Annotated in this window: 16 protein-coding genes; 11 read left to right on the top strand and 5 right to left on the bottom strand. The window is 68.7% G+C overall.

All coding sequences use genetic code 11. The features are described from left to right. Positions 1-56 precede the first annotated feature (56 nt). Both AC5RUP_RS08245 and AC5RUP_RS08240 read left to right on the top strand, forming a co-directional pair. Positions 57-251, top strand: coding sequence for a hypothetical protein (locus AC5RUP_RS08245; RefSeq protein WP_494091637.1), 195 nt, complete (start codon positions 57-59; stop codon positions 249-251). Between the two features lie 87 nt (positions 252-338). Further along, complete coding sequence (locus tag AC5RUP_RS08240) at positions 339-938, top strand: maleylpyruvate isomerase N-terminal domain-containing protein (RefSeq protein ID WP_494153522.1); 600 nt, start codon at positions 339-341, stop codon at positions 936-938. A gap of 78 nt (positions 939-1016) precedes the next feature. Here the strand turns inward: AC5RUP_RS08240 and AC5RUP_RS08235 are convergent, their stop codons facing one another. The 4 genes from AC5RUP_RS08235 to AC5RUP_RS08220 are packed head-to-tail and all read right to left on the bottom strand — an operon-like array spanning position 1017 to position 4802. Beyond that, positions 1017-1775, bottom strand: coding sequence for an iron ABC transporter ATP-binding protein (locus AC5RUP_RS08235; protein ID WP_493979500.1), 759 nt, complete (start codon positions 1773-1775; stop codon positions 1017-1019). Beyond that, complete coding sequence (locus tag AC5RUP_RS08230; protein ID WP_494153521.1) at positions 1772-2779, bottom strand: iron chelate uptake ABC transporter family permease subunit; 1008 nt, start codon at positions 2777-2779, stop codon at positions 1772-1774. Before AC5RUP_RS08230 ends, AC5RUP_RS08235 begins: the two co-directional genes overlap by 4 nt. Next, positions 2772-3800: an ABC transporter permease gene (locus AC5RUP_RS08225; protein ID WP_494000395.1), complete on the bottom strand. Its 1029-nt coding sequence runs from the start codon at positions 3798-3800 to the stop codon at positions 2772-2774. The genes AC5RUP_RS08230 and AC5RUP_RS08225 overlap by 8 nt, the downstream gene beginning before the upstream one ends. A 51-nt stretch (positions 3801-3851) precedes the next feature. Then, positions 3852-4802 (bottom strand): siderophore ABC transporter substrate-binding protein, encoded by a 951-nt coding sequence (locus AC5RUP_RS08220; protein WP_494153520.1) that lies wholly within the window; start codon positions 4800-4802, stop codon positions 3852-3854. A gap of 344 nt (positions 4803-5146) precedes the next feature. Here AC5RUP_RS08220 and groES point away from each other — a divergent pair, with 344 nt between their 5' ends. The 3 genes from groES to guaB all read left to right on the top strand — a co-directional run bounded on the left by groES (position 5147) and on the right by guaB (position 8940). Beyond that, complete coding sequence (gene groES / locus AC5RUP_RS08215) at positions 5147-5443, top strand: co-chaperone GroES (RefSeq protein WP_127511177.1); 297 nt, start codon at positions 5147-5149, stop codon at positions 5441-5443. Positions 5444-5576: 133 nt separating this feature from the next. Further along, entirely contained in the window at positions 5577-7181 is a 1605-nt protein-coding gene (gene groL, locus AC5RUP_RS08210) for a chaperonin GroEL (RefSeq protein WP_494153519.1), read from the top strand. 253 nt (positions 7182-7434) lie between these two features. Next, a complete protein-coding gene (gene guaB, locus AC5RUP_RS08205; protein ID WP_494153518.1) occupies positions 7435-8940 on the top strand; it encodes an IMP dehydrogenase in 1506 nt (501 codons plus the stop codon). A 55-nt stretch (positions 8941-8995) separates the two neighbouring features. Here guaB and AC5RUP_RS08200 read toward each other — a convergent pair whose 3' ends face one another. Beyond that, positions 8996-9844: a hypothetical protein gene (locus AC5RUP_RS08200; RefSeq protein WP_494153517.1), complete on the bottom strand. Its 849-nt coding sequence runs from the start codon at positions 9842-9844 to the stop codon at positions 8996-8998. Between the two features lie 398 nt (positions 9845-10242). Between AC5RUP_RS08200 and AC5RUP_RS08195 the strand changes: the two genes are divergently transcribed. From AC5RUP_RS08195 to AC5RUP_RS08170, 6 genes are all read left to right on the top strand, one after another. After that, entirely contained in the window at positions 10243-11382 is a 1140-nt protein-coding gene (locus AC5RUP_RS08195) for a GuaB3 family IMP dehydrogenase-related protein (protein WP_493988978.1), read from the top strand. Positions 11383-11410: 28 nt separating this feature from the next. After that, the gene (locus AC5RUP_RS08190; protein WP_494132025.1) at positions 11411-13135 is read left to right on the top strand and encodes a glycerol-3-phosphate dehydrogenase/oxidase; all 1725 of its coding nucleotides are present in this window, start codon (positions 11411-11413) and stop codon (positions 13133-13135) included. A 51-nt stretch (positions 13136-13186) separates the two neighbouring features. After that, on the top strand, positions 13187-14077 hold the full coding sequence (locus AC5RUP_RS08185; protein ID WP_494132024.1) for an SURF1 family protein: 891 nt from the start codon (positions 13187-13189) through the stop codon (positions 14075-14077). A gap of 5 nt (positions 14078-14082) precedes the next feature. Next, positions 14083-14574, top strand: a complete 492-nt coding sequence (locus AC5RUP_RS08180; RefSeq protein ID WP_494067441.1) for a DUF3817 domain-containing protein — start codon at positions 14083-14085, stop codon at positions 14572-14574. Between the two features lie 143 nt (positions 14575-14717). Beyond that, positions 14718-16307 (top strand): glutamine-hydrolyzing GMP synthase, encoded by a 1590-nt coding sequence (gene guaA / locus AC5RUP_RS08175; RefSeq protein ID WP_494154536.1) that lies wholly within the window; start codon positions 14718-14720, stop codon positions 16305-16307. A 117-nt stretch (positions 16308-16424) separates the two neighbouring features. Then, entirely contained in the window at positions 16425-20483 is a 4059-nt protein-coding gene (locus AC5RUP_RS08170; protein WP_494158476.1) for a DUF4011 domain-containing protein, read from the top strand. The last annotated feature ends 36 nt before the right edge of the window (positions 20484-20519 follow it).

Here is a 20519-nt window from a genome sequence, read left to right as displayed (position 1 = left end):
GGGATATGCTGGGACTCCGTAGGGTCGGTAAGGAAGCTTACTGTGAGGAGGCGTGCATGATGTCCACATCCATCGACGGGTACGACATTGATACTGACGCTTGCCAAGCCGAGATTGAAGCGGAACTTGGCGAGCTGATCGAAGCCGGCAACAGGGCACACCGGGGCTGGCAGGCCCTCTGGGATGACGTCGCCGCAGGCGTCGCTGCGCCTGCTGCGGGCTGGAAGCCGGAGCTGCGGCGCCTCGCCTGAACGACCCGCGACGGCCGTTTCCCGCCGGATCGGTCAGGACGAAGGGCGGCGCTGGTCGGGGCCGCCTGCCGGCCGTAGCATGAACGCATGATCGAATCGGCGGCAACGTTCCTATCCGCGGGCCGGTACTTCCGCGAGGTGCTGGCAAACGTGCCGCCGACCGCATGGAACGCACCCGGGCTGGACGATTGGAGCGTCCGGACGCTCGCCGGACATACCAGCCGGGCGCTGTCCACGGTGCTGACCTACCTGGGGCGCCCCGCCAAGACAGTCCAGGTGGAATCGGCCGCTGACTATTACCTGGCCACCGGACTGGCCAATGATCCCGGCGTCACCGAACGGGCCATGGCAGCCGGCAAGGAGTTGGGCCCGGACCCGGTGGACATGGTCGACCGGCTGCTGGCCCAGCTGGAAAACACGCTGCCGCTGACCGAGGACCGGGTCATCGAGACGGCCGCCGGCGGGATGCGCTTCAGCGACTACCTGCCCACCAGGATCTTCGAACTTGCGGTGCACACCCTCGACCTGTCCCGGGCCTGCGGCCTGGTGGCGGAACTGCCGCGCAACGTGGAGCTGGAAGCCGGGCGGCTGGCGATGGAGATTGCCGCCGAACGCGGCGACGGAGCCCAGGTGCTGCTGGCCCTGACCGGGCGGACCATGCTGCCCGGCGATTTCTCCGTGGTCTGACGCCGTGCGGGCGTCGGGTGGGACTGCGCCCGCAACTACCCCGCCGGCCCGGGCCGGCAACTACCCCGCCGTCCGGCGTCAGGCGAAGTAGACGCCGATCCGGTTGCCCTCAATCTCCTCGATGCGGATGTCGATGTCGTACACGTCCCGCAGCACGTCCGGCTGCATGATCTGCGCCGGCGGGCCCTGGTGCACCAGGCGGCCGGAGCGCATGGCGATGATCGAGTCCGAGTAGCAGGACGCGAAGTTGATGTCGTGGATGACCAGCACCACGGTCTTGCCCAGTTCGTCGGTCAGCCGGCGCAGCAGCCGCATCATCTCCACCGAGTGCTTCATGTCCAGGTTGTTCAGCGGTTCGTCCAGCAGCAGGTAGTCGGTGTCCTGGGCCAGCACCATGGCGATGAACGCCCGCTGTCGCTGGCCGCCGGAGAGCTCGTCCACGAACTTGTCCGCCATGGACGTCAGGTCCAGGTACGCCAGCGCCTGCTCGATCTGCACGAGGTCGGCCGGGCCCGGCCGGCCGTTGTTGTGCGGGAAACGGCCGAAGCCCACGAGGTCCCGCACGGTCAGGCGGACGGTCAGCTGGTTGTCCTGGCGCAGGATGGCCATCTTGCGGGCCAGTTCCTTGCCGGCGGTCTTGCCGACGTCGAGCCCGTCGATGGTCACCGCCCCGGCGTCCATGGGCAGCAGCCGGGAGACCATGGACAGCAGCGTGGACTTGCCGGCGCCGTTCGGCCCGATGATCGACGTGATGCCGCCATCCTTGATGTAGCAGCTGACGTCGTCGACCACGGTCTGCGTGCCGTAGGTCTTGGAGACTCCGGAGACGTGGATCATTTGATGGAGCCTTTCAGCAGCAGGGCGATGAACAGGACGCCGCCGGCGAATTCAATGACGATGCTCAGCGCGGTATCGAAACCGAACACCTGCTCGAGGACCAGCTGGCCGCCGACCAGGGCGATGGCGCCCAGCAGCACGGCGATGGGCAGGACGTACACGTGCCGGAAGTGCGAGCACAGCAGGTAGGCAAGGCTGGCCACCAGCAGGCCAAAGAACGTGATCGGGCCCACCAGCGCGGTGGAAACGGCCACCAGGATGGCGCAGAGCATCAGGACGGTGGTGACGGCCCGGCGGTGGTCCACGCCCAGGTTCAGCGCCGTGTCCCGGCCCAACGCCAGCACGTCCAGCTGCCGGCGCATGCGCCAGACCGGGACGGTGGCCGCGGCCACGGCCACCGCGGACACGGCCAGCAGCACGCCGTCCACGTTGTTGAAGCTGGCGAAAAACAGGTCCTGCAGGATGATGAATTCGCTTGGATCGATCAGCCGCTGCAGCAGCGAGGAGATGCCGCGGAACATGGTCCCGAACACGATGCCCACCAGCAGCATCAGGTGCAGGCTCTTGCCGCCGCCGGTGAACAGCCAGCGGTAGATCAGGAAGGAGAAGCCCACCATCAGCATCACTTCGATCACGAAGCGCACCGGCGCGCCCAGGCTCAGCAGCGCCTGCCCGCCGATCGCGAAGGTCAGCCCGGTCTGGATCAGCATGTAGAGGGCATCGAAGCCCATGATCGACGGGGTCAGGATCCGGTTGGCGGTCACCGTCTGGAACAACACCGTGGACACGCCCACGGCGTACGCCACCAGCAGCATCGAACCGATCTTGATGGCACGCCGGGGCAGGATGTAGCCGAGGTTGCCGCGTAGGTCGATGGTCATGAACACCGCCACGAGGGCGGCCGTCAGCAGGCCCAGCAGGATGATCCAGGTCCGCGGCCGGACCGTGGTGAGGGTGCGGCGCTTGTGCGGCGTCAGCGCGGCCGGAAGTACCGAATCAGCCATTCTTGCGGGTCCTCAGCAGCAGGTACAGGAAGACGGCGCTGCCCACGGCGGAGACGATCACGCCCACCGGGATCTCGTAGGGGTAGCGGATGGTGCGGCCGATGATGTCGCACAGCAGCACAAAGCCCGCGCCGAAGACTGCAACCCAGGGAACCGCGCGGCGGGCGCTGTCACCGAATGCCAGCGACACCAGGTTGGGCACCACCAGCCCCAGGAACGGAATGGCGCCGATGTTGACCACCACCACGGCGCTGATCAGCGAGACGATGACCAGCCCGAGCGTCAGGATCCGGCCGTAGTGCAGGCCCAGATTGGTGGAGAATTCCTGCCCCATGCCGGCCATCGTGAACCGGTCCGCGCACAGGTAGCCGATCACCGCGAGCAGCGCGACAATCCAGAGGAGTTCGTAGCGGCCGCGGAGCACGCCGGAGAAGTCGCCGATCATCCAGCTGTTCAGCGTCTGCAGCAGGTCAAAGCGGTACGCGAAGAACGTGGTCACCGCGGCGATGACGCCGCCCAGCATGATGCCCACCAGCGGCACAATGAGCGTGTTGCGCAGCGGGATCCGGCGCAGCACCAGCAGGAACAGGCCGGTCCCGGCGGCCGCGAACACGGTCGCCACGGACATCTTGGCCAACAGGGTGGCACCGGGGATCGCCACCGTGACCACCAGGATGCCCAGCGAGGCGGACTCCACGGTGCCCACGGTGGACGGCTCCACGAATTTGTTCCGCGCCATCAGCTGCATGATCAGCCCGGCAATCCCCAGCGCCGCGCCGGCCAGGATGACCGACAGGGTGCGCGGCAGCCGGCTGATCCAGAAGATGTCCCAGGCCTTCTGGTCACCGGCCAGCAAGGCGGGCAGCGACACGTCGCTGACGCCCACGAACATGCTGGCAATGGCCAGGACGACGACGGCGGTGGCTGCCCAGGCGAGCTGGGAACCGGATCCGCGGGCGCGGGAGCGTCCCGCCGCGGCTGCTGCCGCTGGGGCCGGACTGGAAATCGTGGAGGAAGCCATGGATCGGGCCACCGCGCAGGCCGCCGGCGGACGCCGGCGGCCGTACGGGTGCTACTTCGTGATGGCTGCCTGGACGGCGGCGATCATGGCGTCCGTATTATTCAGGCCGTAGCCCACCAGGTACCAGGAAGCCGAATCCAAATAGGTGATGCTGTCGCTCTTGGCGGCGCGGGTGCCGTTGACCAGGTCGTTGTCCAGGACGGCCGCGGCGGCCTCCCCGGATTCGCCGACGGCGGAGTCGCGGTCGATCACGAACAGGTGGTCCGGGTTGGCCTCGGCGACGAATTCGTGCGAGATGGCCTCGCCGTGCGGGCCCTCGGACTTCACGTCAGCGGCGGTCTGCACGCCCAGGACATCGTGCACGATGCCGAACCGGGACCCTGCCCCGTAGGCCGTCATCTCGCCGCCGCTCGTCATCAGCACCAGGCCGGTGCCGGCGTCGGCAGCTGCGGCCTTGGTGTCCTCGATCCGGGTGTCGATGGCCGCCAGCTTTTCGTCGACTTCGGCTTCCTTGCCGAAGATCTCGCCGAGGGTCGCGGAGACTTCCTTGAAGCTCTCGATCGGAGCGGCGGTGTCCACGCTCAGGTCGATGGTCGGGGCGATTTTGCTCAGTTCCCCGTAGGCCTCGGCGGTACGGCCCGAGATGATGATCAGGTCGGGTGCGCCTTCGCTGATCGCCTCGAAGTCGGGCTCCTTCATGGAGCCGATCTTGGTGTAGTCGTCCCCGGCGTACTGTGCCAGCGATTCGGGGAACACGGCCGCCTCCGGGACGCCGTCGACCTCGACGCCCAGGGCGGTGAGGCTGTCCAGCACCCCGAGGTCGAAGGTGTAGACCGTCTCCGGGTTAACCGGCACGTCGGTGGTGCCGGAGGCGTGCTCTACGCTGATCGTCTCGGCGCCGGTGCCTGCCGCGGCGTCGGTCTGCTGGCCGCAGGCGCTCAGGGCGAGCATGGAAACGGCTGCGGTCATGGCCACCAGGCCGGACTTCAGGGGCTTTTTCACTGACTCTCCATTGTTCGTCAACGCCGGCCCGGGCGGGGACCAGCATTAGGCAACATAAACGTTTGCTATTTGCGCGCAGCTTGAAAGCTACCGGGTTAGGTTAGCCTTACGCAACTTCGGCGTCGGGCGGCGGAGCCGATTTTCGTCACACAGGCGGCGGCTGGGGGAAACCTGAGGGCCCGCCGCTGGCACTCGCCTTGACCGAGTGCTAATCCTTCTCATAGAGTCGCAGTTAGCACTCACCCCGTGTGGGTGCTAATCAAGGAACCGCCTGCCGGCACCGCGACGACGGCAGACATCTCCTTGGCCAACCTATTCGTAGCGCATGAAAAGGAGAGAGCCGAGTGTCGGTCTCCATTAAGCCTCTTGAGGATCGTATTGTTGTCCAGCCGCTCGAAGCAGAGCAGACCACGGCCTCCGGCCTGGTCATTCCGGACACCGCCAAGGAAAAGCCGCAGGAAGGCAAAGTTGTCGCGATCGGCCCCGGCCGCGTCGATGACAATGGCAACCGGGTTCCCGTTGACGTAGCCGAGGGTGACGTTGTCATCTACTCGAAGTACGGCGGAACCGAGGTCAAGGTCGGCGGGGAAGAGTACCTGGTGCTCTCCGCCCGCGACGTGCTGGCCATCGTCACCAAGTAAGGCCCATCAGCTGAGTCCGGCGGCTCGGGCGCGCGCAGTCGACGCCCGCAGCCGGAATCACGGACAACCGAAATGCCCCGGCTGCCTCCTATAGCAGCGCAGCCGGGGCATTTTGCGTGAAAGGAACAAATTCATGGCAAAGCAGTTGGAGTTCAACGACGCCGCCCGCAAGGCGCTGGAAGCCGGCGTCGACAAGCTCGCGAATACCGTCCGGGTCACCCTCGGCCCGCGTGGCCGCAACGTGGTTCTGGACAAGAAGTGGGGCGCCCCCACCATCACCAACGACGGCGTGACCATCGCCCGCGAGGTGGAACTCGACGATCCGTACGAGAACCTCGGCGCGCAGTTGGCCAAGGAAGTCGCCACCAAGACCAACGATGTTGCCGGTGACGGCACCACCACCGCTACCGTGCTGGCCCAGGCCTTGGTGAAGGAAGGCCTCCGCAACGTGGCCGCCGGTGCCGCCCCCGGCGCCCTCAAGCACGGCATCGAGGTAGCGGTCGAGGCCGTTGCCGCCCGCCTGCTGGAGAACGCCCGCGAGGTCGAAGGCAGGGTCGCCGAGGTCGCCACCATCTCCGCCCAGAGCCCCGAGGTCGGCAAACTGCTGGCCGAAGCGTTCGACAAGGTGGGCAAGGACGGCGTCATCACCATCGAAGAGGGCTCCAGCATGGAGACCGAGCTGGTGCTCACCGAAGGCATGCAGTTCGACAAGGGCCTGCTGTCGCAGTACTTCGTCACCGACCAGGAGCGCCAGGAGGCCGTCCTCGAGGACGCGCTGATCCTGATCTCCCAGGGCAAGATCTCCACGGTGCAGGAGTTCCTGCCGCTGCTGGAGAAGGTGCTGCAGGCCAACAAGCCGCTGTTCATCATTGCCGAAGACATCGACGGCGAGGCCCTGTCCACCCTGGTGGTCAACAAGATCCGCGGCACCCTCAACGTTGCCGCCGTGAAGGCGCCGGGCTTTGGCGACCGCCGCAAGGCCATGCTGCAGGACATCGCGGTGCTCACCGGCGCCCAGGTCGTGTCCGCGGACCTCGGTTTGAAGCTGGACCAGGTGGGCCTCGAGGTGCTGGGCACGGCACGCCGCATCACCGTCACCAAGGACAACACGACCATTGTTGACGGCGCCGGCTCCGAGGCCGACGTGGCCGACCGCGTGTCCCAGCTGCAGGCGGAGGTGCTGCGCACCGATTCCGATTGGGACCGCGAGAAGCTCCAGGAGCGGCTGGCCAAGCTGTCCGGCGGCATCGGCGTGATCAAGGTCGGTGCTGCCACCGAGGTCGAAATGAAGGAGAAGAAGCACCGGATCGAGGACGCCGTGTCCTCCACCCGCGCTGCCCTGGAAGAAGGCATCGTGGCCGGTGGCGGCACCGCCCTGGTGCACGCCGCCCAGGCCCTGGACACCGACCCGAACGTGCTCGCGCTCGAGGGCGACGCTGCCACCGCCGTCGGCCTGGTCCGCCGTGCGCTGGCCCAGCCGCTGCGCTGGATCGCCGAAAACGCCGGCCACGAGGGCATGGTCGTTGTCTCCAAGGTGGGCGACCTGGAGCTCAACAACGGCTTCAACGCCGCCACCGGGGAATACGAGGACCTCGTCGCCGCCGGCATCATCGACCCGGTGAAGGTGACCCGCTCGGCGCTGCGCAACGCGGCCTCGATCGCGGCACTGGTGCTGACCACCGAAACCCTGGTCGTCGAGAAGCCGGCCGAAGAGGACGGTCACAACCACCAGCACTAGCGCACGCCGTACGCTGTTGGTCGGGCCTCGCCCGTCCGGAGGGGATCCTGCCCGCGCAGGGTCCCCTCCGTCGTCGTGGGGGCCCGGGGTGGTGGAAGCCCCGGAGTCCGGCCCCGCGTTAGCTCCGCCACATCGGTTGCCGCGGGAAATAGTGGGCGGGGCGGAATCGTTTTAGGATGTAACCAACCCCGGAACCCGATCCTCGCTGTCGGTGACTGGCGGCCGCCACCGGTATCGCTCGAAAGGCCCTGCAGTGTCCGAAGAATTCAATCCGTTCGCTTTCGAGGGTCTGACCTACGACGACGTGCTCCTGCTGCCCGGCCCGACGGATGTGATTCCGTCCGAGGCCGACACCAGCTCCCGCCTGACCCGCCGCATTACGGTCCAGACCCCGCTCCTCTCCGCCGCCATGGATACCGTGACGGAATCGCGGATGGCCATCGCCATGGCCCGCCAGGGCGGCCTGGGCGTCATCCACCGCAACCTGTCCATCCAGGACCAGGCCGAGCACGTGGACCGGGTCAAGCGCAGCGAGTCCGGCATGATCACCAACCCGGTGACCATCGCCCCGGACGCCACGCTGGCCGAACTGGACGAACTTTGCTACAACTACCGCGTCTCCGGACTGCCCGTCGTGGACTCCGAGGGCAAGCTCGTGGGCATCTGCACCAACCGCGACACCCGCTTCGTGCCCCGCGCCGACTATCCCACCACCAAGGTGCACGAGGTGATGACCTCCATGCCGCTGATCACGGGCAAGGTGGGCATCAGCCGTCCCGACGTCATCGAACTGCTGGGCAAGAACCGGATCGAGAAACTCCCGCTGGTGGACGACGCCGGCATGCTGCAGGGCCTGATCACCGTCAAGGACTTCGACAAGGCGGAGCAGTACCCGCTGGCCACCAAGGACGACGACGGCCGGCTGCGCGTCGGCGCGGCGGTCGGCTTCTTCGGCGACGGCTACGAGCGTTCGATGACCATGATCGAGGCCGGCGTGGACGTCCTTGTGGTGGACACCGCCAACGGCCACAGCCAGGGCGTGCTGGACATGATCGCCCGGCTGAAGAAGGACCCGGCCGCGGCCCACGTGGACGTGATCGGCGGCCAGGCCGCCACGCGCGAGGGCGCGCAGGCACTGGTCGACGCCGGCGCCGACGCCATCAAGGTGGGCGTCGGCCCCGGCTCCATCTGCACCACCCGCGTGGTCGCCGGCGTAGGCGTACCGCAGATCACCGCGATCTACGAGTCGGCCAAGGCGGCCATCCCGGCGGGCATTCCCGTGATTGCCGACGGCGGCCTGCAGCACTCCGGGGACATCGGCAAGGCCCTGGTTGCCGGCGCGGACACCGTGATGCTCGGCTCGCTCCTGGCCGGTGCCGCGGAATCCCCGGGGGACCTGGTGTTCGTCAACGGCAAGCAGTTCAAGGCCTACCGCGGCATGGGCTCGCTGGGGGCCATGCAGACGCGCGGGAAGAATACCTCCTACTCCAAGGACCGCTACTTCCAGGCCGACGTGCCCGACGACGAGAAGCTGATCCCCGAGGGCATCGAAGGCCAGGTGCCGTACCGCGGCCCGCTCTCGGCCGTCGCGCACCAGCTGGTCGGCGGCCTGCGCCAGACCATGTTCTACACCGGTGCCCGCAACGTCGCCGAGCTGAAGGCCAAGGGCAAGTTCGTGCGGATCACGGCGGCGGGGCTGAAGGAGTCCCACCCGCACGACATCATGATGACCGTGGAGGCACCGAACTACAAGCGGTAGTCCCGCAGTCGTCGGCGGCGCCGTTCCCCGCACCAGGGGAGCGGCGCCGCTCGCGTTAACCAGCGGCAGGACCTTCGCCGGCGCTGCGTGGACGCAACCAGCCGCGGGTATGGACGGGACAGCGCCTCGGGGCGTGGGCACGGGTGTGCGCGCGGCCGCCGACCACGACGCGGGTGAGCCAACGGAGCCGACGCCGGAAGATGAGGAGCGCGATGAGCACGAGGACCGCGGTGTCGGGCCAGCGCGGCGCCGGCCAGTTATCCGGCGCGGGCGGATACGCCCCGTAGGCCAATCCCGCGGCCCGCTCGAAGTGGTTGCGCGAGGAGGGGAACAGTGCCCCGTCGATGATGTATGCCGCCGGAAAGGCGAACGGGCCGGCGAGCAGATTGCACACGGCCCACTGGTCAACATGCCGTGACTCGTGGATGGCGAGGACCTCGTCCCCGGTCCGGGTCTGGGAGATGTTCGGGCCGTAGCGGACATACTGGCCTTCATCGGCAATGCCATATCCGTTGACGCTCAACGGGCCGGCCGGGTCCACCGGCGGCATCCACGCTACGAACACGTCGCCGAGCATTGTCCCGCCGCCGCTGGTTCGCGGCGGGGGCCAGAACATGACCAACAGCGACGGTCCTGAGCACGCTTCCATATCAAGGCTGCGCCCGGCCAAAACCCCGACGCCGCTGATGGGGGCGACCAGGAAATCGCGGGTGATGCGCCACGGGGCCGGCGGTGAAATCTGCAGGCGGGGTTCCGGCTTGATCTGTCCGTCGGCGGTGATATGGCTGTGGCAAACGATGTGCGGGGAGAGTGCCTCCTGGACCCGGGCCCCGGCTCCCGCGACCAGGAGGGCGGCCACCACGAAGAGGGCGATACCGCGCCAGCGCAGGTGGGAAGCGCACACGGTACACGACGCGGCCCTCCGCAACCGGCGCACATGACGGGAGGGCATGGACCAGACCAGGCCGGCGATGCCAAAACACAGGGTGGCCGCCAAGCCACTCGCGAACGGTCGCATCCGCTCAACGGACCGCCGGAATCTTCCTCCCATGACCGACCACTTTCCGCTCCGGCTACCTGCGGCCGGCCAGCGGCAACCGTGAAGAGAGCGGGCCTACGGTGCGCTTGCCTGCCGTGCGGCAGGTCGAGCGTACCGCCTGCGCCGGGACGACGCCAGCGGTCGGAAGGGGAGAGCCGTGCCGTCGACACGAGGGGTCCGCCCTGTCCGCTAAGTGCCGGCGAAGCGTCCCGTCCCTGCCCGTTCCACGGTGAAGCGTTCCAGCGGTGGGATAACCTAGAGCCGTGACTTACGAGATTGAAATTGGCCGTGGCAAGCGTGGGCGCCGAGCCTACTCCCTCGATGATGTGGCGATCGTCCCCTCGCGCCGGACGCGCGATCCGAAGGATGTCTCGGTCAGCTGGCAGATCGACGCCTACACGTTCGATGCCCCGGTGATCGCCGCGCCGATGGATTCGGTCATGTCGCCGGCCACCGCCATCGCGCTGGGCAAGCTGGGCGGCCTGGGCGTACTCAACCTCGAGGGCCTGTGGACCCGGTACGAGGATCCGCTGCCGGTGCTGGACGAGATTGCCGCGCTGGGCACGGAGAACTTCAGCCCGGCCGCGACCAAGCGGATGCAGGAGCTTTACTCCGCCCCCGTGCAGCCGGAGCTGATCACCTCGCGGCTGGCCGAGATCCGGGAAGCCGGGGTGACCGTGGCCGGCTCGCTGACGCCGCAGCGCACCCAGGAGTTCTACAAGACCGTGGTCGCCGCAGGCGTGGACATCTTCGTGATCCGCGGCACCACCGTCTCCGCCGAACACGTCTCCAAGACGCAGGAACCGCTGAACCTGAAGCAGTTCATCTACGAGCTCGACACGCCCGTGATCGTCGGCGGCGCCGCCGGCTACACCCCGGCGCTGCACCTGATGCGCACCGGCGCCGCCGGCGTGCTGGTGGGCTTCGGCGGGGGAGCGACGACGACCACGCGCCGGGCGCTGGGCATCCACGCCCCGATGGCCTCGGCCATCTCCGACGTGGCGGCCGCACGCCGGGACTACATGGACGAATCGGGCGGCCGCTACGTGCACGTGATCGCCGACGGCGGCGTGGGCTTCAGCGGCGACATCGTCAAGGCCATCGCCATGGGGGCGGACGCCGTGATGCTCGGTTCGGCACTGGCCCGGGCGGAGGAAGCACCGGGCCGCGGCTGGCACTGGGGCCAGGAGGCCCACCACGACGAACTGCCCCGCGGCGACCGCGTCAACGTGGGAACCGTCGGCCCGCTGGAGCGGGTGCTGCACGGCCCGTCCAACCACACCGACGGAACCTCCAACCTGGTCGGTGCGCTGCGCCGGTCGATGGCGACCACCGGGTACTCCGACCTGAAAGAGTTCCAGCGCTGCGAAGTGGTGCTGGCGCCGATTCAGGCGGGCGACTGATTTGATCATGCTGGGAGGCTGATAGGCGATGACCACCGGAGCCCTGAGTCCCGAGAGCCGCGAGCAGGCGCTGGCCGCGCTGCGCGCCACACAGGAGCGCGGGGCCGAGCTGGACGTGCTGATCGTCGGCGGCGGGGTGGTGGGCGCCGGGGCCGCCCTGGACGCGGTCACACGCGGGCTCGACGTGGGCATCGTGGAGGCCCGGGACTGGGCCTCGGGCACGTCGTCGCGGTCTTCCAAGCTGATCCACGGCGGGCTGCGGTACCTGGAGATGCTGGATTTCGCCCTGGTCCGCGAGGCGCTGCAGGAGCGGGGACTGCTGCTGGAGCGGATCGCGCCGCACCTGGTGCGGCCGGTTCCGTTCCTGTACCCGTTGACGAAGCGGTACGTGGAGCGGCCCTACGTGGGCGCCGGCGTCGCCTTGTACGACGCACTGGCCATCGCCTCGGGCCGCGGCCGCGGCGTTCCCTTCCACAAGCACCTCTCTCGGCGGGGGACCCTCCGGGCGGCCCCCAGCCTGAAGAAGGACGCCATGGTGGGGTCCATCCGCTACTACGACGCGCAGGTGGACGACGCCCGGCTGGTGGTCAACCTTGTGCGCACGGCAGCGGCGTTCGGGGCACACGCGGCAAACCGGCTGGCGGTGGTCGATTTCCTGCGCGAGGGCGAACGGGTGGTCGGCGCCCGGGTGCGGAACCAGGAGGACGGCAGCGAGTTCAACATCCGGGCCAAGCAGGTGGTCAACGCCACCGGCGTGTGGACGGACGAAACCCAGGCCATGGTGACCGAACGCGGCCAGCTGAGCGTACGTTCCTCCAAGGGGATCCACCTGGTGGTGCCGCGGGACCGGTTCCAGTCCACGGTGGGGCTGATCCTGCGCACCGAGAAGTCCGTGTTGTTCGTGATTCCGTGGGGCCGGCACTGGATCATCGGCACCACCGACACCGACTGGAACCTGGACAAGGCCCACCCCGCGGCCTCGTCCAAGGACATCGACTACCTGCTGGAACACGTCAACCAAGTGCTCCAGCGCCCGCTTACCCGCGAGGACGTCGAGGGTGTCTACGCCGGGCTCCGGCCGTTGCTGGCGGGTGAGAACGATTCCACCGCCAAGCTCTCGCGCGAACACGTGGTGGCGCACCCGGTCCCCGGGCTGGTGGTGGTGGCCGGCGGCAAGTACACCACGTACCGCGTGATGGCCAAGGACGCCGTCGACGAGGCGGCCCGGGCCCTCGACGAGCGCGTCCCGCCCAGCTGCACGGACACCATCCCGCTGCTCGGCGCCTCCGGTTTCAAGGCGGCCTGGAACAGGCGCAGCCGCACGGCGGACCACACGGGCATCCACGTTGCCCGGGTCGAACACCTGCTCAACCGGTACGGATCCATGGCTGGCGAGGTGCTGGACATCATCACCGAACGGCCCGAGCTTGCCGAACCGCTGCCCGGCGCCGACGACTACCTGGCGGCCGAGGTGGTCTATGCGACCACGCACGAGGGAGCCCGGCACATCCACGACGTGCTCACCCGCCGGACCCGGATCTCCATCGAGGCCTGGGACCGCGGTGTCTCCGCCGCCCCGGTCGTCGCCGGGCTGATGGCGCCCCTCCTCGGCTGGAGCGAAGGACAGGTGGAACGCGAAGTGAAGCACTACCTTGCCCGGGTCGAAGCCGAACGGCTCAGCCAGGAGCAGCCCGACGACGTCACGGCCGACAGCGCCCGGATGGACGTCGACGACATCGTTCCGCTGGCCTGAGGTACCCGGGCAGGATTCGTTTTCTACATGGTTGCGAAGTACCTTTAATGGGTGCTCAAGACTGCCCTGAAACCCCGCTGGATAGCGGCGCTGGTGCTTGCGCTGGCGCTGTCCACGGTGTTCGTGCTGCTGAGCCAGTGGCAGTTTTCCACGTCGCAGAGCGAACCGCCCCCGCCCCCGGGCGAGACGGAAACCGTTAAGCCGCTGACCGATGTTTTTGAACCCGGCATCCCGATGATGGCCGCCACCGCGGACCAGATGGTCACCTTCGACGGCAGCTTCGTCCCGGGCGGGCAGGTGCTGGTCCAAAACCGCCTGAAGGACGGGGAAGAAGGTTTCTGGGTGGTCGACCCGTTCGCGGTGGACGGCGTGGAGCAGTTCGGCGAAGGCGTGGTCATCCCTGTCGTGCGCGGCTGGGTCGAGGAACCGGCGGATGCCGTTCCCGCCCCGGAAGGCGAGGCCACCGTCGTCGGGCGGCTGCTGCCCACGGAAGCCCCGCTGCCCGGGAGCCTGCCCGCCGGCCAGGTGGCTTCGCTCTCGGCGGCCGAGCTGATCAACCGCTGGAACGCGCCCGGCTACTCCGGCTTCGTGGTCGGCACCGGCTTCACCGTTGGCGGCACGGACCGTGGCACCGCGACCGAGGGAACCTCGATGCAGCCGGTGGTCGTCGGACCGCAGCCCCAGGAAGCACCGGTCAACTGGATGAACGTCTTTTACGCGGTGGAATGGGTCGTGTTCGCCGGATTCGCCATCTTCCTCTGGTGGCGGCTGGTGGCCGACGACTACCGCCGCGACCTGGAGGCGGCCGAAGACGCGGCCGAAGCGGCCCGCCATGCTGCCGAGACCGGGCGGGGGAGCGCGGCAGGCCCCGCCGGCACCCGCCAGGATGGCGACGCCGCCGCCGACCAGACCACATCCAGCACACCCCACACAACGAGGTAGTCCACGTGACCGAAAACGCCCCCGACCGTTCCGCCGCGACCCAGCGTCCGGCCAAACGCCGCTTCGGCGGAACCCACGCCCAAATCCGCTCCGCCCTGACCTTCTACAAGGTCACCTCCTACATCACCGGCATCATGCTGCTGCTGCTCTGCGTGGAGATGGTGCTGCGGTACGGCTTCAACCTGTTCCTGTTCGCCGGGGCCACCAACACCCTGACGGGCGAGACGTTCGCGCTCGGGCTGGCGCAGGCCGAGCCGTCGGTGATTGACGGACTGAACCTGTCCATCGCCGTGCTGGTGGCACACGGGTGGCTGTACGTGTTGTACCTGATCGCCGACTTCCGGCTCTGGTCGCTGATGCGCTGGCCGTTCACCAAGTTCGTGCTGATCGCCCTGGGCGGCGTGATCCCGTTCCTGTCCATCATCCTGGAACGCAAGATTCACCGCGAGGTGGAAGAAGAACTGGCCGCCCACCCCGAAGCCGCCAAGCGCTACTGACCGGAGCCGGGCGCCCGGCTCCGGGAGCTGCCGCCGCGGTGCCGGGCACGACGGCGCGCTCACCCGCCGGGCGTGCGCTACCTCACGCGGCGGGACCGGACGCCGGAGTGCGGGGCCCCGGACGCGGCGACTATCCTGTAAGGGTGACTACTCCTCCCCCCGCCACTACGGACCACCGGCCCGTCCTCGTCGTCGACTACGGGGCCCAGTACGCGCAGCTGATCGCCCGCCGCGTGCGCGAGGCCAACGTGTATTCCGAAATCGTTCCGCACACCTACACCACCGAACAGCTGATGGCCAAGAACCCGGTGGCCATCATCCTCTCCGGCGGGCCCTCCAGCGTCTACGCCGAGGGAGCGCCGAGGATCGGCGCGGACCTGTTCGAAGCCGGCGTCCCGGTGTTCGGCATCTGTTACGGCTTCCAGGCCATGGCGAACGCCCTGGGTGGCAAGGTGGCCAAGACCGGGCTGCGCGAATACGGCGCCACGGACGCCACCGCGGTGGGGGAGGGCCGGTCCATCCTGGCCGGCGTGCCCTCCGTCCAGAACACCTGGATGAGCCACGGCGACTCGGTGCAGGAGGCACCCGCAGGCTTCGACGTGCTGGCCAGCACGGCCGGCGCCCCGGTGGCGGCCTTCGCGAACGACGAGAAGAAGCTCTACGGCGTGCAATGGCACCCCGAGGTCAAGCACTCGGCCCACGGCCAGCGGGTGTTGGAGAACTTCCTGTTCCGAGGTGCCGGGCTCGAACCCAACTGGACCACCGGCAACATCGTGGAGGAGCAGGTGGAGCGCATCCGCGCCCAGATCGGCGACTCCCGCGTGATTTGCGGGCTGTCCGGCGGCGTGGACTCCGCCGTCGCCGCGGCCCTGGTGCAGCGCGCGGTCGGCGACCAGCTGACCTGTGTCTTCGTGGACCACGGACTGTTGCGGGAGGGCGAAGCCGAGCAGGTGGAGCGTGACTTTGTCGCGGCCACGGGCGTGAAGCTGTACGTAGCCAACGAACAGCAGCGCTTCCTGTCCGCGCTGGCCGGCGTCACCGACCCGGAGACCAAGCGCAAGATCATCGGCCGCGAGTTCATCCGCGCCTTTGAAGCCGCCGAGAAGGCCGTGCTGGCCGAGGCGGCCGCCGAGGGTGAGTCGGTGAAGTTCCTGGTGCAGGGCACGCTCTACCCGGACGTGGTCGAGTCCGGCGGCGGCGAGGGCGCCGCGAACATCAAGAGCCACCACAACGTGGGCGGGCTGCCCGAGGACCTGCAGTTCGAGCTGGTCGAACCGCTGCGGACGCTGTTCAAGGATGAGGTCCGTGCGGTCGGCGCCCAACTGGGTCTGCCGGCCGAAATCGTCGGACGCCAGCCCTTCCCCGGCCCGGGACTAGGCATCCGGATCATCGGCGAAGTCACGCAGGAGCGGCTGGACCTGCTGCGCAAGGCAGACGCGATCGCGCGCGCCGAACTGACCGCTGCAGGCCTGGACCAGGAAGTCTGGCAGATGCCGGTGGTCCTGCTGGCCGACGTGCGCAGCGTGGGCGTCCAGGGCGACGGCCGCACCTACGGACACCCGATCGTGCTCCGTCCGGTCTCCTCCGAGGACGCGATGACCGCGGACTGGTCGCGGCTGCCCTACGACCTGCTGGCCAGGATCTCCAACCGCATCACCAACGAGGTGGAGGGCGTCAACCGCGTGGTGCTCGACGTGACGAGCAAACCGCCGGGAACCATCGAGTGGGAGTAGCCACAACGGGCGACCGCTGCCCGCCCGCAGCGCGGCTGCGGGTGAACTGCGAGGCAATTTCGCCGAGCAGTGTTGCGGTCGCCCGTTTGGCGTTTAAAGTCCGATACCTTGTTTGACATGCCGTTGTGGTCCAGGCAAGTCGCCGAGAGTGAAGTAAAGGGGGCAGCCGTGTCGCTGGCCAGCGTAGCTGAGGCTGCTGAAGACGTTGTGGCATCGTGGCTGGAAAACCTGGGCGATCTCGCCGGGTCGGACACCCTGCTGCGGTTCGCCCCGACGTCGTCGAACAGCATTGACCTGACGCATGCCCACCCTTCCGGCCTGGCGCAGTTGCTGGCCGGCCGCCGCACCCGTCTTTCCACCCTCCTGCGTGAGCCGAACCAGTACGCTGCGGCCATGCGCACCGCCCGCAGCCTGCGCGCCAAAATCTACGAACTGGGTTCGGACCGCGGCATCGACGTCGGGTACCTGGCCGCCGGAACCGCGTCCTGGCGGGTTCCCGAGATCGGCCGGTCGGAGTCCCTGAACGCCCCGGTGATGTTGATCCCGGTGGCGCTGACCGTCCGCCCCAGCCAGGACGACTTCGAACTGCAGCTGACCGACCGCGCCCGGCTGAACCCGGCGCTCGTCCGCCACCTCTCCGCGGAGCAGGGGATCGGCATCGATGCCGAAGCGACCGCCCGGCTGGCCTACAGCACCGCCCGCCTGGATCCGCACCCGGTGCTGGAACGGCTGCGCCTGCTCACCGCCGACGTGCGGAACATGACCATCGAACACCATTTGCTGGTGTCGACCTTCGCGGATCTGGAAGCAGTCACCGACCCGGTCCTGCTCGACGCCGGGCACCCGGTGATCCGTGCGCTCGCCGAAGCCGGGGCCGGATCCCAGGCCGGTCCCCGCCCCTTGGCCGGCCGGAACGCCGTGCCCGTGCCGGAGGTGGAGCTGCCGCCGATCGACGAACGCGATCCGCAGGATGAATTCCTGCTGCTCGACGCAGACGCCGCGCAGCAACAGGTGCTGGACCTCGTCCAGGCCGGGCACTCGCTGGTGGTTTCCGCGCCCCCGGGCACCGGACAAACCCAGACCGCACTCAACGCCGCGGCGGCCCTGGCCTACGAGGGCAAGAGCGTGCTGGTGGTCGCCGAACGCCGCGGCACGCTGACCGAATTCGCACAGCAGCTCGAAACAGTGGACCTGGGGTCGCTGGCGCTGCAGCTGGGCGCGGACCTGACGCCGGAACAGCTGCGCCGGGCGATGATCCGCGCGATCAGCCGCAACGAAAAGGCGCAGGAGCCGCAGCTGCAGAAGCTGCACACCACCCTCACCGAGCACCGCCACAAGCTGATGGAGCATGTAAAGTCGCTGCACAATGTGCGCAGCCGCTGGCGCTGTTCCCCCTACCAGGCGATGCAATCGCTGGCCAAGCTCACCTCGCTCGACCCGGCTCCGGCGACCACCGTGCGGCTGAAGCGGTCGGTGCTGGACAACATCACCGACCGGGCGGAGCTGGCGGCCCGGCTGGTCCGGGCGGCCGAGTTGGGCAGCTTCAGCAAGTCCGCGACCACCAGCCCGTGGTTCGGCGCCAAACTGCTCAACCGCAAGGAGACCGAAGACGCCCACCAGCTGGCCGCCGACCTGGCCAAGGACGTCCCGCGGCTGCGCGAACGGATGAACAAGGTCGCCGAACACTCGCAGATCGCCCTCGCCGGGACGTTCCGCGAGTGGGGGGAGCAGCTCCAGCTGCTGGTCGAGGTCCGCGGCAGCCTCGACAAGTTCACCCCGGACATCTTCGACCGGCCGGTCACGGACCTGATTTCCGCGACCGCACCGAGTTCCTGGCGGCGCGACCGCGGCATCGAAATGAGTTCGATGACGCGTTCCCGGCTGCGCAAGGTGGCCAAGGAATACATCCGCCCCGGCGTGCACATCTCCGACCTGCACGAGTCCCTCTTCGAGGTGCAGCAGCAGCGGACCAAGTGGGCCGACTACGCAACGTCGCAGCGGCATCCGGCGGTGCCCTCCGGGCTGGCGGACCTGAACGGCTTTTACCGCGAGGTGGCGCAGCGCCTCGAGAAACTGGCCGCCCTGCTGGCACCGGTGCCCGAAGACCGTGCCCTCGCGGCCCTGCCCGACGGCGAACTCCAGGAACAGCTGGACGCCCTGGCCGCGGACCACGAAACGCTGGTGAACCTGCCCGAACGGACGCTGCTGCTGGAGCAGATGCGCGAACACGGCCTGACCGAACTGCTGGACGATCTGGCCAAACGCGAAGTCGGCGCGGGCGAGGTCAGCGCCGAACTGGACTTGGCGTGGTGGCAGTCGGCACTCGAAGCCATGATCAGCGGCGACGACTACCTGGCCATGTCCGACGGCGACAATCTGCGCAAGCTCGAGGCGGTCTACCGGCTCGCGGACAACGCGCACATCGCGTCCGGGCCCGCCCGGCTGCGCTGGGAACTGGCACAGAACTGGCGGCATTCGCTCAAAAGCAAGCCCAAGGCCGCGCAGCGGTTGCGCGACCTGCTCAAGGCCGGCGAACCCACCCTGGCCGCGTTGGGACAACAGTCGGAGTCGCTGGTTTCGGCGCTGTTGCCGATCTGGACTGCCTCCCCGCTGGTGCTGCCGCTCCTGCTCCCGGAAGGCAAGCACTTCGATGCCGTCATCATCCTCGACGCCGAGGCCACCAGCCTGCCGTCGGCGCTGACCGCGGTCTCCCGGGCGCATCAGGTGGTGGCGTTCGGCGACGGCGAGTTGGGCCGCGCCGAGCCCTTCGAAGTCAACGTGGACCGTCGAAACGACCCCGTTACCGGCGAAGCACCGCAACCGTTGGCCAGCTGTTTCCACGCGCTCTCCGAGGTGCTGCCGGTGGTGGCGCTGACCACGGCCTATCGCGCCGTGGACCTGGACCTGACCCGCTCGCTGAGCGAGAAGTTCTACGGCGGATCGCTGTCCCGGCTGCCCGGCGCCAGCTCCATCCGCGGGGGCGGCCTGGAAGTGGAATATCTGCCCGACGGCACCGGGATGCCCGGCGCCGGACACGAAGGCGTGGAGAGCGTCCCGGCCGAACTCAACCGGGTGGTGGACCTTGTCTTCGAGCACATCAGCCTGCGGCCGTCGCGGTCGCTGGCGGTGGTGACGGCCAGCGCCCGGCACGCCGCCCGGGTGGCGGAGGCCATCCGGCTGCAGATGCCCAATCATCCGTCGGCGGCGGACTTCTTCCACCGCCGGCAGGAGCCCTTCCGCGTCGTACCCGTCGAACGCGCGTCCGGACTGGTCCGTGACGACGTGATCTTCTCGCTCGGCTTTGGCCGGACGCCGCACGGGCGGGCGGTCCACGACTTCGGACCCCTGTCGGCGCCGCACGGGCGGGCGCTCTTCGCGACCGCGGTCACCCGTTCCCGGCAGTCGCTGCACGTGCTCAGCTGCTTCCGCCCGGAGGATCTGGACCCCGAGCGGCTGCGGCATGGGGCCGCCGACTTCCATGACCTGCTGGACCGCCACCTCGGCGACGGACGGTTCACGGCGCCCGAACTGTCTCCCGGGATCGACGATCCGCTCGTCGCGGACCTCGTGGAGCGCATCCGCACCCGCGGCGCACGCGTCTGGGACCACTATTACGGGGTCATCGACATCGCCGCCAGCACCGGGACCGTGCAGTATTCGCCGGATGTTGAACCGGCCCTGCCCGTGGCCCTGGAGTCTGACGGCAGCCCGCAGTACCAGGAGCTGACGGTGCGGGAGCGCAGCCGGCTGCGCCCGCAACAGCTCGAGCGGCTGGGCTGGCGGCCGCTGACGCTGTGGACGATCGAGGTGTTCACGGATCCGGAGAAATGCGCAGACCTGATCGGAGGCTACTTGGGACTGCAGAAGCCGGAAGAACCGGCAGACAAGGACGACCGTCCCGCCACCGCACGGGGCCCGAAGCCGGCGGCCGGGCAGGCCCGGCAGGGGGAGGAGTCCCCGCACTCCGCGCACTCCGCGCACTCCGCGGACTCTGCGGACGAGGCAGGCGAGGCCGGCGAGGCGGGCGATGAACGGTTGCGGCCGCGCCGGGCCAGGCGGAACCAGGCGCCGACCCTGCCGACCAAGGCAGCTGAGGACGACCCCCGTGCGTGGGGCGACCGGGACGAGGACCGGGACGCCTGGCTGCGGGAGCAGCGCCCGCCGCACTGGGGCTAGGCCGGGAGCCGCTCCGCGGGCCGGCCAATCCGGGGC

The sequence above is a fragment of the Arthrobacter sp. Y3223151 genome (genome assembly GCF_059091125.1).
This window is presented reverse-complemented; position numbering and strand designations above follow the sequence as displayed.